Source organism: Chryseobacterium sp. Chry.R1 (genome assembly GCF_039645525.1).
Classification (GTDB): domain Bacteria; phylum Bacteroidota; class Bacteroidia; order Flavobacteriales; family Weeksellaceae; genus Chryseobacterium; species Chryseobacterium proteolyticum.
In genome coordinates this window covers 3,957,046-3,969,517 of the sequence record NZ_CP151793.1, presented here as the reverse complement: position 1 = coordinate 3,969,517, position 12,472 = coordinate 3,957,046, and the positions used below count along the sequence as shown (strand labels likewise).

Here is a 12,472-nt window from a genome sequence, read left to right as displayed (position 1 = left end):
TTCATAGTTCCATTAAATAACTATCACGAAGCATTTTTTATCAATTGATAAATAAATCCTAAGGCTTAACCTGTAGTTTTGTACAAAAAAAGATGTCAGGAGAAACAGATTTAAAAATATTGCTGCAACATATGGAACCGGTGTTGAATTCAGGGGAATATGTTTTTTGCAAAGTAGGTCATTTACATGAGATTCCGGATATAGAAAAACTTGTATTTTTCTTTCGTGAAAAAGAAGCCATAACCGTTGTTCTGGAAAAGGCGGTCGCTGAAAAATGGAATTTGGAATACAATTATGTTTCTTCATGGATCACTTTGAGTATTCATTCCTCACTTGAAGCCGTAGGGCTTACGGCTGCATTCGCTAACGTACTGAAGCACGAAGGCATTAGCTGCAATGTGGTGGCAGCTTATTTTCATGATCATATTTTTGTTGCAAAAGATGATGCAGAAAAAGCAATGGGAGCTTTGAAAGCAATCAAAGCGGAGCAATGAAGTTCCATTGAAAAGGAAATTCTTCAAATATTTACAAACAGTAGAGGATATTCTGAAGATAATATTATCAGAATGATTGTCGGAAAATTACATTTCGGGCTATAAAAATCGAATAATCAAAAATAATCTTCAGGATTTGCTTATTTTTATATAGCTGAAAATTAGCAATATAAATGGTAGTAAGCATGATTGATTTAAAAAATATTCATTTCTCTTTAAGAATATGGATTTTGGTGTTTGCCTTGGGATCTTGTTGCTTTTTAAAAGCCTCTGACAAGACAAAACCATTAAAAATAGTTCTTAATGGACCATGGAAATTTAAAACCGGAGATCAGAAGGCATGGGCTCATCCTGATTTTGATGATTCAAGTTGGGAAACAGTAGATTTTACTGCACCTCCCGGAGCCCATGATGGCGATGTGGGGCTGTCGGGCTATGTTGGAGGCTGGTCAGTTAAGGGATATCCTAAATATTCCGGATATGCATGGTACCGGATCAGAGTTTCACTGAAGGGATTCGAAGACAATGATCTGGCTTTAACCGGTCCGCCCGCTGTTGATGATGCTTATCAATTGTTCGTTAACGGAGTGTTATTGGGTAATGCAGGAGATTTTTCCAGACCAGTACCTATTGCTTACAGCATACAGCCACAGATTTTCATGCTTCCAGAAACCGTGAAGAAAAAAAAAGAAATTACGATTGCTTTCAGGGTATGGATGAGTCCGGGTACTTTGGAGCAGCTTTCTGATGCAGGTGGAATTCATATTGCGCCTGAAATTGGTGATAAAAGGATTGTTGAGCTAAAATACAAACAGCAATGGGGGCAAACCATAAAGGGCTATGTTGTAGAAGTCATTGAGCCTGTATTATTTATTCTTTTAGGAATTCTGATCTTTTTTTGGAAGCCTGTAAAATACTACAAATGGTTTATTATTGGCTTATTGTTACTGGCTTTTGTCCGAGCCAATCAAGCTTTTTTTTACTGGTTTCAGATAGAAACCGCACATGGGATCGATGTGGTGACAACAGTAATTCTAATGCCGTTGGCGCTTGGGGCATGGATTGTAGCGTGGAGAGACTGGTTTAATTTGCGTCAATTAACTTGGATATTTATAACGGCAATAGTCCTCACTGTGATGTATATGGGCTGCCAGTTTTTCGGGCTATCGTGGATTTCCGGACCCCTTTCACATCATTTATTTCAACAACTATCCCAATATGTAAGATTGTTGTTTGTTGTGTTAATGGTATACATAATATTCAAAGGAATGAAGCATCAGGAAAAAATAAAATACCTTCCTGCTGTATTATTGATTTCCGCAGGTTTATTTTCACAGGAATTGTCAGCGCTTCACATTCAGGGAATCTGGTTTCCTTTTGGAGTAGGTGTTTCCCGTACTCAATACGTATATGCTTTTTTTGTCATAGCCATGATTATAGTGATGATGTATGAAAGGAAGAAGGTAAAACCTTAAGGCAGCCAATGGAATTTTATAAATGATAAGGTAGAATCAGAAAAATTTACAGACTGATTTTAATTGTGATAAAGTTCCCTAAATCCAAGTGGAGTGGTATTCGTCATTTTCTTAAAGAATTTGCTGAAAGACTGTGGATGCTCAAATCCTAATTCATAAGCAATCTCACTTACGGTGCTGCCTGTTGTGCTGAGTTTTTCCTTTGCTTTTTCGGTCAGTTTCTGATGAATGAACTGTTGGGTGCTTTGTCCGGTAAGGTTTTGGAGTAATGTTCTCAGATATCCTGTAGAAATACCGAGCTCTCCGGAAATATAATGAACACTTGGGATGCCATTATTTATGATCATTTCACTGTTGAAATATTGGTTGAGTAGGATTTCTAACCGTTCAAGGATTTCATGATGTGCCTTATCACGGGTAATGAATTGGCGCTGGTAAAATCGGTTTGAATAATTAAAAAGCGTTTCCAGTAATGAAACCATGATATCACTGCTGAACTTATCCGTATTGGTATTGTATTCCTTTCGAATATTATCTATCAGAAGCTGAAGGATCTGCTCTTCATCTTCAGAAAGAAAAAGGGCTTCATGCAGGGAATAATCGAAAAATTCATATTGGGTTATAGTTTTAGCCAGGGGTTTATTCCATAAAAAATCAGGATGGATCATCAGCATCCAGCCTTCAGCGGGACGTGGCTGGTTGTCCATTTCAATCCGGAGTACCTGGTTCGGAGCCATAAAAAATAATATGCCTTCATCAAAATCATAGTCTTGCTGTCCATATTTGTATTTATGGTTCATATTTCTTTTTACTGAAAGGGAGTAAAAATCAAATACCAGGCTTTCACTTCCTTTATCGGGTTTTTGCATATCTCTAAAATCAATGATGCTGATCAGCGGATGTTTAGGCTTTGGTAAGCCACGCAAAGCATGAAATTGTGAAATCGTTTTGATCCTTATGGGTTCTTTTGCCGACATAATCTTTTAGGGTATAAAAAGAGAAGAATATGTAAATAGTTATCACATACTCTTCCCTGATGTGGTATAGTAAATTTACAATTTATTGAGCAGGAAAATAAATTTCTCCGTGTAAATCCGATAGCAAATCGATTTCATTTGGCTCCCAATTTAATATTTCCCGTGTTGCAGCGCTTGAAGCAAGGACGTCAAATTCTGCAAAATGGGCAAACCAGGTAAAGTGATCTGCTACCTCACCTGCTGAAATGGAACGTGCTGGTATACCCAGTTTTGTACCTATCGTTTCGGCGATCTTTTTAAATTCTATGCCTTCTTCTGCAACTCCGTGGTAGCGTATTCCGTTAACAGAATGGTTTTCTACGGCCAGTCGGAAGAGTTTGGCCGCATCTTTACGGTGTACTGCAGGCCAGAAATTCTTACCGTTGTCAATGTATGCAGAAAAACCTTTTACTTTTGCTATCCCAATCAACGAAGGAATAAAGCCAATTTTATCTCCCAGGTCATGTACCACAGGGGGAAGACGGACAACGGATACCTGAACTCCTTTAGCAGCTACTTTGTCTGCTGCATGTTCTGTAATAATCCTTGGGATGCTATTACCTTCCGGCATATCTTTTTCCGTAATCATACCTTGTTTTTTAAGCACACCGATTCCTGAAGTAATAACAAATGGCTTTTGTGTTCCTTCCAGTACAGAGCCGATCGTTTCAATGACCTTTCCGTCCAGGATACACATTTCTTTAAACTTGCTGAAATCATGGATAAACCCAAGATGAATTACTGCATCAGCTTTTTCAACTGCTTCTATCAATGTCTCTGGTTGACTGAGATCTCCGTAATATACTTCTACACCGGACTTCCTTAGTTTTTCCGCGGATTCCTCAGAACGGGCTAATCCTATAACCTGATGTCCGCCGGATTGTAATTCTTTTACTGTTGCAGAGCCTATAAATCCTGTAGCTCCTGTTACAAATACTTTCATTTTCTATTTGTTTTTAACACTACAAAGTTGGAAAGAACAGGATTTCTCTATGTAGCCAAAACACACTTTGTTGTAGCCGGAAAACGCATAATTGAAAACACGTGATAAATAAAATAGCTTCATATTTTTTAAACTGCATCATTATAAATCGACCCAGGAAGCTGTAGCGTAAAGAAAATGATTTCTGTGAACGTAAAGAAAATTCTACTGTCCGAAGCGCGACAACAATACCGAATCGAATAACTTATCCTGAATTCGCGCAAGTTTTAGAATTTTTAGAGAACAGAATTCATTTTTAGCGAAAGATTCCAGTCTTGAACTTTTGGTTCTTTTACTTCAAGGTAAAAGAACATAATAAAAAAGATTGCTTTGTTCCCCGCAATGACGGTAGGTTTATCTCCCACAGATTTTGCAGATTTAAAAAAGACCTATATTTCAACTTTGAAGTCAATTCTTAACCGACCTCGGAAGCTGTAGCGTAAAGAAAATGATTTCTGTGAACGTAAAGAAAATTCTACTGTCCGAAGCGCGACAACAATACCGAATCGAATAACTTATCCTGAATTCGCGCAAGTTTTAGAATTTTTAGAGAACAGAATTCATTTTTAGCGAAAGATTCCAGTCTTGAACTTTTGGTTCTTTTACTTCAAGGTAAAAGAACATAATAAAAAAGATTGCTTTGTTCCCCGCAATGACGGTAGGTTTATCTCCCACAGATTTTGCAGATTTAAAAAAGACCTATATTTCAACTTTGAAGTCAATTCTTAACCTACCTAGGAAGCTGTAGCGTAAAGAAAATGATTTCTGTGAACGTAAAGAAAATTCTACTGTCCGAAGCGCGACAAGAATACCGAATCGGACAGCTCATATTGAACTCGCGCAAGTTTTAGAATTTTTAGAGAACAGAATTCATTTTTAGCGAAAGATTCCAGTCTTGAATTTTTGGTTCTTTTACTTCAAGGTAAAAGAACATAATAAAAAAGATTGCTTTGTTCCTCACAATGACGGTAGGTTTATCTCCCACAGATTTTGCAGATTTAAAAAAGACCTATATTTCAACTTTGAAGTCAATTCTTAACCGACCTCGGAAGCTGTAGCGTAAAGAAAATGATTTCTGTGAACGTAAAGAAAATTCTACTGTCCGAAGCGCGACAACAATACCGAATCGAATAACTTATCCTGAATTCGCGCAAGTTTTAGAATTTTTAGAGAACAGAATTCATTTTTAGCGAAAGATTCCAGTCTTGAACTTTTGGTTCTTTTACTTCAAGGTAAAAGAACATAATAAAAAAGATTGCTTTGTTCCCCGCAATGACGGTAGGTTTATCTCCCACAGATTTTGCAGATTTAAAAAAGACCTATATTTCAACTTTGAAGTCAATTCTTAACCTACCTAGGAAGCTGTAGCGTAAAGAAAATGATTTCTGTGAACGTAAAGAAAATTCTACTGTCCGAAGCGCGACAAGAATACCGAATCGGACAGCTCATATTGAACTCGCGCAAGTTTTAGAATTTTTAGAGAACAGAATTCATTTTTAGCGAAAGATTCCAGTCTTGAATTTTTGTTTCTTTTGCTTCAAGGTAAAAGAACATAATAAAAAAGATTGCTTTGTTCCTCACAATGACGGTAGGTTTATCTCCCACAGATTTTGCAGATTTAAAAAAGACCTATATTTCAACTTTGAAGTCAATTCTTAACCGACCTCGGAAGCTGTAGCGTAAAGAAAATGATTTCTGTGAACGTAAAGAAAATTCTACTGTCCGAAGCGCGACAACAATACCGAATCGAATAACTTATCCTGAATTCGCGCAAGTTTTAGAATTTTTAGAGAACAGAATTCATTTTTAGCGAAAGATTCCAGTCTTGAATTTTTGTTTCTTTTGCTTCAAGGTAAAAGAACATAATAAAAAAGATTGCTTTGTTCCTCACAATGACGGTAGGTTTATCTCCCACAGATTTTGCAAATTTAAAAAAGACCTATATTTCAACTTTGAAGTCAATTCCTAATCGACCTCGGAAGCTGTAGCGTAAAGAAAATGTATTCTGTGAACGCAAAAAAAATTCTACTGTCCGAAGCGCGACAACCATACCGAATCGAATAACTTATTCTGAACTCGCGCAAGTTTTAGAATTTTTAGAGAACAGAATACATTTTTAGCGAAAGTATCCAGTCTTGAATTTTTGTTTCTTTTGTTTCAAGACAAAAGAATATAACAATCGGTTTATCCAACCCCAATTTATGAGCATTTCGCAGATTAAAAAAATCTTCAATTAAACGATTCCCTAAATGCAATAGGCGTTACCTTCACCATTTTCTTAAAAAACTTACTAAAAGATTGCGGATGCTCAAATCCAAGCTCATAAGCAATTTCACTGATTGATAATTGTGTGGTTGACAGTTTTTCCTTTGCAAGATTGCTGAGTTTCTGATGAATATATTGTTGGGTATTCTGTCCGGTTAGTGACCGTAAAAGATCGCTCAGGTAACTGGCGGAAATACTCAGTTTTTCTGCTAGGGAATGAACTGTGGGAATTCCATGTTCCAATAGGCTTGAATTATTGAATGATTGATCAAGAACTTCTTCAAATTTTTCAAGTATACTGTGGTTCACTGCTTTTCGGGTAATAAACTGTCGTTTATAAAACCGGTTGCTGTAGCTTAATAGAAGCTCTATTTGTGCAATCATTACATCCTGACTGAAATCATCGATCCGGTTATTGAGTTCTTCCTCAATGATTTTAAAAACCGATAAAATGGTTTCCTTTTCTTTTTCCGAGAGAAGTAAAGCTTCGTTGGCAGCGTAGGAAAAGAAGCCATATTCCTTTATTTTTTTTACCAGAGGATAAGACAATATAAAATCGGGATGAAAAAGCAGGATAAAGCCGGAATTCGTTTGGTCATCCGGGCTTTCAAAGATCTGGTTGGGGGCAGTGAATACCAGTCCACCTTCGCGAAAATCATAATAGTTTTGCCCGTACCGTGCGTGGCTGCATAGATCTGTTTTGCAGGCGATCTTATAAAAATTCAACATCATGGTTGGGGAAAGTTCATCCGTATTGATTCGGATGTCTCTGATATTGATAAAACTTACCAAAGGATGTACGGGCTTGGGAAGCCCGAACACCTTATGCAAGTCGTATAAAGATTCAAATTTTTGTGGAATGTTTTTATCCATTTTAAATAATTGTATCCGATCAGAAATTCTTTTACAATTTACAAATAAATTGCCTTAAAGAACCGACTTTTCTATTATCAGTTTAATCTTTTAATGTTCTTAGTTTTGCCAGATCTTCATCTTTTCTGTCGCCATAAACCTGAATGGTAGCCAGTGCTGTTTCTATCTGCTTAAATTCATCTTCAGTAAGGACAATATCAGAAGATTCTATATTCTCGCGGATCCTTTTTAAATTTCTTGAACCCGGAATCGGTACGATAAAATCATTTTTATGGAGCATCCACGCCAGGGAGATCTGCGCGGGAGTTGCTTCTTTCATAGTGGCAAACCCATGCAAGAGATCCAATAGAGGCTGATTTGCGAGAATGTTATCTTTTTGAAAGCGGGTGATTACTCTACGGGCATCAATTCCGGTAAATGATGTATCTGCGTTTACTTGACCGGACAGGAATCCGTTAGCTAAAGGCGAGAAGGCTACAAAACCGATTCCCAGTTCTCCGCAGGTCGGTATCACATTTTTTTCAAACTGCCGGGCCATAATAGAGTATTCACTTTGAATCGCGGTAATGGGTGTTACGGCATGTGCTTTCCTGATCTCTTCTTCTGTGGCTTGTGATTGGCCCCAGCCCAGTATTTTTCCTTCCCTGATCAGCTCACCCATACACCAGGCTATATCTTCTACAGGAATATCTTTGTTTACACGGTGCTGATAATAAAGTTCGATGTGGTCTGTTTTCAATCTTTTTAATGAGCCTTCTATTTTATTTCGGATCACTCCCATTAGTTTTTCTGCGGAATAATTTTCTATGCTATCCTGAATCCAGAATTTGGAGGCAATGCTCACCTCATTCCTGAAACCGGCTAAAGCTTCACCCACTAATTCTTCATTAGCTCCCATGGCGTAGGCTTCTGCAGTGTCAAAAAAAGTACAGCCAAGATCATAGGTATTGTGAAGTAACTCTATGGATTCTTTCCGTTCTGGTACTGATCCGTACCCCTGGCTGAGTCCCATACTGCCATAACCTATACTCGATACCTCGAGAGTTCTCAATTTTCTTGATTTCATTGTATTCTTATTTAAAGTTGATATCGCAAAGTTCAGCTTATAGCATAAGGTTTATGTAGCCTGATTGAGGGATCACGTAGCCAGATTGCGGAAAATCGGCAGAAATGCATTTCATGGAAATAAACGGTAGGGAAGAAGCTTTTTTAAGTGAGGTAAATGTCTGATTAACCTCTGAAATTGTCCGTTTGGGGTACTTTGTAAGTGTTCCGCCTTTTTGTGCGCTTTATGTTTGCACCATAATCATACAAAAATAAACAACAATGAAAGCATTCAGAACCATTTCAGCAGCAAGTATTTTATGTGTAACGCTATTTTCAGTAGCAACTGTGTCATGCAGTGAAGAAAGTGAGATCATCACCCAGGAAGTCCAGATGGTGAACCACCGCAACGCCAAAACAAAATTTATAAAAGTAAAGGGGAATGACATCGCTTATCGTACCTGGGGAAAAGAAGGAGGGATACCGTTGGTATTATTACCTGGATTGGGAGGCTCCATGGACGACTGGGATCCGGCAGTCACAGACGGGCTGGCTCAGAAATATAAGATCATTATATTCGATAACCAGGGCGTGGCTTCTTCCCAGGGAACAACCCCTAATACCGTGCAGGGAATGGCCGATGATGCCATTGCCTTTATCAAGGCACTCAACCTGACGAAAGTAAATATTATGGGCTTTTCGATGGGAGGATTTGTGACACAAAGAGTGGTTTTAACGCAACCTACACTCATCAATAAAGTTATTTTAACAGGTACCGGACCTAAAGGTGCAATCGGATTATCCAATTTGCCGAATATTATTGCCGGAACTGCAGGATTAAGTCCTGAAGAATCTTTCCTGAAATTTGGATTTACCCAATCTGCAGCGAGTATTGCGGCAGGAAAGCTATCTTATGAGAGGATTCAGCTTCGTACAACGGATCGGGATCATGCATTAAGCGATGCGACTTCCAATGCTCAGTTTACGGCTGTTCTGAGTTGGGCACAACCTGATGCCAACGCTCTTGAAGAAATAAAAATGATCAAAAATAAGGTGCTTATCGTTCACGGGGAAAATGACCTTCCCGTATCGGTTCAGAATGCACAGAATATGAAACAAAATTTGGAGCATGCGGAACTCGTGATTTTTCCGGATTCAGGACATGCTTCTTTCTTTCAGAATCATGATGCGTTTGTGGCGAAGGCTGTGGCGTTTTTGAGTGAGTAGTTTTTGTTTTTAATTGAGAGCCTACCGATAACGGAGGCTCTCTTCTTTTACCTTAAGGCCGGTTTCTTGTTAAGATACAAAGTTATTTTACAAGCTTTTCATAAACTTAAATTTGTTTGCATTTGATTAGCATAAATTTTATTTAATAATTACACATTGCATTTAAAATATTTTCACCAACTGAATCAGGAACTACATAACTCATTTCGACTAAAAATTCTTTTGTTTCAAAATTATTTAGGTATTTTCCATCTTTATTATAAATTGTTACCTGAATCATTCCAAGTTGTTTTTTTGAACAATCAAATTTATATAATAAAATTTTATAGCCATCAGTTGTTTTTTTACTTCCCACTTTGTTATCGGGATAGTATTCTATTTTATTGGATGTTTGTTTTATCCATGCAGTATTATCGTTGTTAGGCTTAAAATGGTAAATTGTACCATCATCCGTTGCTGTTACATATTTCCATTCTTGTGCAAATAAATTGGCTCCGATAAATAAAGGGAGTAGAATTAAAGATCTTTTCATATTTGTGTAAAAATTTATTAGAAATTATTTGAATAAAATCTGATAATTTTAAAAATACGGAATTAATCATTATCGTAAAAATATTTAGCTTTGAAATTGAGCCTTAATAGGCTGTTTGATAGTGTTTTGAATGAAGTTTACTGTTCGTTTTAATATTATTAATCCAATTTTCAATATTGATAAATTTATTTAAGTGAATCTTTTACTCAATATGGAAAGCCACGATTCTGTAGTATACCATACCATCTTAAAGGAGAATTATATAAAAAAATAATAAGAGATCTCTATTATTAATTCAATGAAGATCTCTTATCATCTAATTATCTAACGTCTAACTTCTAAGCTCTAATTTCTAATTTCCACCCTAATTCATCTCAATAAACAGCTCTTCATTAGATCTCCTTACTTTTTTCAGGTTTACCAGCCAGTCATTCTCTTCATCCCTGTATCCCAATGCTAAAAGAACCGTACTCTTTAATCCCTGTTCATGAAGATTAAGAATCTCATCATACGCTTCACTGTCAAATCCTTCCAGAGGAGTGGCATCTACTTTCAGATCGGCTGCGGCAAGAAGGCCAAATCCTAATGCGAGGTAAGCCTGATGGGCAGCACCTACAAAATGCTGGTCTTTACTTCTTTTTTCCAGAATGCCGAGAAGCTTTAAACGGTAGTCATCGGTGGCACTGGAAGGCAGGTTGCGTTCTTTATTACTAAATTCGAAAAAGGTGTTTACTCTTTCCGGAGTGTACTCATCCCATGCTGCAAAAACCAGCAAGTGAGAAGCCTGAAGAATCTGTTTTTGTTCCCATGAATAAGGATACAACTTTTTCTTCAATTCCTGATTGGTGATCACCAAAACCTTAAAAGGCTGTAGACCCGAACTTGAAGGCGACATCCGGATCGCTTCCAGGATCTGCTCAATCTTTTCATTTTCTACTGTTTTACCATTATAGCTTTTAGTGGCAAATCTCCATTGTAATGTTTCTTGTAATGACATAATGTTGAGTGTTTTTTATTAAAAATTGTTGAGGTTTTTATCTCATTTTGATGGAACAAAGTTAGGGAGTTTTGGTTTCCAAAACACACCTGTTACCCATTGGTAACCAGTTACAAAAAAGTAACCAGGTGACTTTTAATATAAATAATTCCGTAATTTTAAAGTCTAATTTTCTGGGTATGAAAAAAGATAAAATTGAGATCTCAATAAAATGCCAAAACCACATCCGTGGCGTACGTGATACGATGTATCTGCTGGATGGGAAATGGAAAACGCTCATCATAAGCCATTTGTACTATATAGGAAAAATGCGGTTTATGGATCTGAAAAGACAGGTAGAAGGCATCGCGTCAAAAACCCTTTCCAAGGAATTAAAAGAACTGGAAATGAATAACCTGATCAAAAGAACCCAGAATAATACCATGCCCGTTTCTGTAGATTATGAACTGACCTGTTTTGGTGAAAGTCTCCATACGATTATTGATACGATGGGTGAGTGGGGGATGAAGTATAGGAAGGATTTATTGCAGAAGGGAAGTGAGGTGGTTGCGGAGGTTGTGAATTGAGCCAGAAGGAAGATCAACGAGCGTGACGCTCGAGCTAGCGAGGGGAAATTAATCATTGAAATAAACAATGGATAAAATCTTTCACCCGAATCATTTGCGAACTTTGTATCAGATGTTCTTGATAATTTATTTCATGGGTAAATGATAACAGAGAAATGATTATGAGAAGAAAAAGAAAACCTAATTTCTTAGAGGAAAATAAGCAAAATTTAAGGGGTCTGTTGTAGGTGGCTTTTTTATTTATATTTGCGAAAACTAAAAACATATGAAGCCAACAAAACCAGATTATTTAGTAGTGTTTATTATTTTAGCAATCCTCTTTATAGCAGCTGTAATATTATCAACATTATATATTGGACAAGATGTAAATGAAAATACTAGAGGCACTTTTGGGGACATGTTTGGAGCAGCTAATGCCTTATTTACTGGTTTGTCTTTTGTTGGTCTGATTGTAACTATTTTATTGCAGAGGCGTGATATTAATAATCAAAGAGACTTGAGCAATGTCCAAAATTTTGAAAATACCTTTTTTCAAATGTTATCACTTTATTCTAACTTTGTTACGACTGTTGAAAGAGATGATTTAAAAGGCCGAAAATATTTAAATAGACTTTCTTGGGATTTCATGCATTCATTACGTGAATTATGTTATTCTAAAGGAACTATAGACCTTACTGAAGTTAGAAATTTATACATTGAAATACATCAAGTCCATAGATCAGAAATGGATCATCATTTACGCATTTTATATAGTATCATAGAATTAATCGATACTTCAGAAAGAATTGATAAAATGAAATATTTTAGAATATTTAAAGCTAACTTGTCGTTAGATGAAATTGCGTTGCTTTATTATGGTTGCTTGTATAATAATGATTTAATTGTAAAAAATATGATTGAAAAGTTTCCCATTTTTGAAGATTTGTTACTCATACATATTCCACATCTTAATATTAGAAATTATTATAATAAAAGGGTTTATAATTAAAATTTAGTAAAGT

11 protein-coding genes are annotated in these 12,472 nt (G+C 36.6%); 5 read left to right on the top strand and 6 right to left on the bottom strand.

Annotated elements, in window-relative coordinates; genetic code table 11:
- Positions 1-92: 92 nt before the first annotated feature.
- Positions 93-494, top strand: a complete 402-nt coding sequence (locus AAEU33_RS17725; RefSeq protein ID WP_345989328.1) for an ACT domain-containing protein — start codon at positions 93-95, stop codon at positions 492-494.
- Between the two features lie 185 nt (positions 495-679).
- Complete coding sequence (locus AAEU33_RS17720; protein WP_345989326.1) at positions 680-1,969, top strand: hypothetical protein; 1,290 nt, start codon at positions 680-682, stop codon at positions 1,967-1,969.
- A 59-nt stretch (positions 1,970-2,028) separates the two neighbouring features.
- On the opposite strand, the gene AAEU33_RS17715 is transcribed toward AAEU33_RS17720, so the two are convergent.
- The 4 genes from AAEU33_RS17715 to AAEU33_RS17700 form a co-directional block, all read right to left on the bottom strand.
- On the bottom strand, positions 2,029-2,946 hold the full coding sequence (locus AAEU33_RS17715; protein ID WP_345989324.1) for a helix-turn-helix domain-containing protein: 918 nt from the start codon (positions 2,944-2,946) through the stop codon (positions 2,029-2,031).
- A gap of 82 nt (positions 2,947-3,028) precedes the next feature.
- Positions 3,029-3,928 (bottom strand): SDR family oxidoreductase, encoded by a 900-nt coding sequence (locus tag AAEU33_RS17710; RefSeq protein WP_345989322.1) that lies wholly within the window; start codon positions 3,926-3,928, stop codon positions 3,029-3,031.
- A 2,268-nt stretch (positions 3,929-6,196) separates the two neighbouring features.
- Positions 6,197-7,105, bottom strand: a complete 909-nt coding sequence (locus AAEU33_RS17705; RefSeq protein ID WP_345989320.1) for a helix-turn-helix transcriptional regulator — start codon at positions 7,103-7,105, stop codon at positions 6,197-6,199.
- 82 nt (positions 7,106-7,187) lie between these two features.
- Positions 7,188-8,171, bottom strand: a complete 984-nt coding sequence (locus tag AAEU33_RS17700) for an aldo/keto reductase (protein ID WP_345989318.1) — start codon at positions 8,169-8,171, stop codon at positions 7,188-7,190.
- 260 nt (positions 8,172-8,431) lie between these two features.
- Here AAEU33_RS17700 and AAEU33_RS17695 point away from each other — a divergent pair, with 260 nt between their 5' ends.
- Positions 8,432-9,376 (top strand): alpha/beta hydrolase, encoded by a 945-nt coding sequence (locus tag AAEU33_RS17695; RefSeq protein WP_345989316.1) that lies wholly within the window; start codon positions 8,432-8,434, stop codon positions 9,374-9,376.
- 142 nt (positions 9,377-9,518) lie between these two features.
- Here the strand turns inward: AAEU33_RS17695 and AAEU33_RS17690 are convergent, their stop codons facing one another.
- Together AAEU33_RS17690 and AAEU33_RS17685 are read right to left on the bottom strand one after the other, a co-directional pair.
- Positions 9,519-9,908: a surface-adhesin E family protein gene (locus AAEU33_RS17690; RefSeq protein ID WP_345989314.1), complete on the bottom strand. Its 390-nt coding sequence runs from the start codon at positions 9,906-9,908 to the stop codon at positions 9,519-9,521.
- 364 nt (positions 9,909-10,272) lie between these two features.
- Positions 10,273-10,905, bottom strand: coding sequence for an NAD(P)H-dependent oxidoreductase (locus AAEU33_RS17685; protein WP_345989312.1), 633 nt, complete (start codon positions 10,903-10,905; stop codon positions 10,273-10,275).
- Between the two features lie 179 nt (positions 10,906-11,084).
- On the opposite strand from AAEU33_RS17685, the gene AAEU33_RS17680 reads away from it, so the two are divergent.
- Complete coding sequence (locus tag AAEU33_RS17680) at positions 11,085-11,471, top strand: helix-turn-helix domain-containing protein (protein WP_345989310.1); 387 nt, start codon at positions 11,085-11,087, stop codon at positions 11,469-11,471.
- Between the two features lie 265 nt (positions 11,472-11,736).
- Positions 11,737-12,459, top strand: a complete 723-nt coding sequence (locus tag AAEU33_RS17675; RefSeq protein ID WP_345989308.1) for a putative phage abortive infection protein — start codon at positions 11,737-11,739, stop codon at positions 12,457-12,459.
- Positions 12,460-12,472: the final 13 nt, after the last annotated feature.

Bases quoted from the DNA above. Each gene is read 5' to 3' on its own strand.
- AAEU33_RS17725 (WP_345989328.1), top strand. From the start codon at position 93: ATGTCAGGAGAAACAGATTTAAAAATATTGCTGCAACATATGGAACCG.
- AAEU33_RS17720 (WP_345989326.1), top strand. From the start codon at position 680: ATGATTGATTTAAAAAATATTCATTTCTCTTTAAGAATATGGATTTTG.
- AAEU33_RS17715 (WP_345989324.1), bottom strand. From the start codon at position 2,946: ATGTCGGCAAAAGAACCCATAAGGATCAAAACGATTTCACAATTTCAT.
- AAEU33_RS17710 (WP_345989322.1), bottom strand. From the start codon at position 3,928: ATGAAAGTATTTGTAACAGGAGCTACAGGATTTATAGGCTCTGCAACA.
- AAEU33_RS17705 (WP_345989320.1), bottom strand. From the start codon at position 7,105: ATGGATAAAAACATTCCACAAAAATTTGAATCTTTATACGACTTGCAT.
- AAEU33_RS17700 (WP_345989318.1), bottom strand. From the start codon at position 8,171: ATGAAATCAAGAAAATTGAGAACTCTCGAGGTATCGAGTATAGGTTAT.
- AAEU33_RS17695 (WP_345989316.1), top strand. From the start codon at position 8,432: ATGAAAGCATTCAGAACCATTTCAGCAGCAAGTATTTTATGTGTAACG.
- AAEU33_RS17690 (WP_345989314.1), bottom strand. From the start codon at position 9,908: ATGAAAAGATCTTTAATTCTACTCCCTTTATTTATCGGAGCCAATTTA.
- AAEU33_RS17685 (WP_345989312.1), bottom strand. From the start codon at position 10,905: ATGTCATTACAAGAAACATTACAATGGAGATTTGCCACTAAAAGCTAT.
- AAEU33_RS17680 (WP_345989310.1), top strand. From the start codon at position 11,085: ATGAAAAAAGATAAAATTGAGATCTCAATAAAATGCCAAAACCACATC.
- AAEU33_RS17675 (WP_345989308.1), top strand. From the start codon at position 11,737: ATGAAGCCAACAAAACCAGATTATTTAGTAGTGTTTATTATTTTAGCA.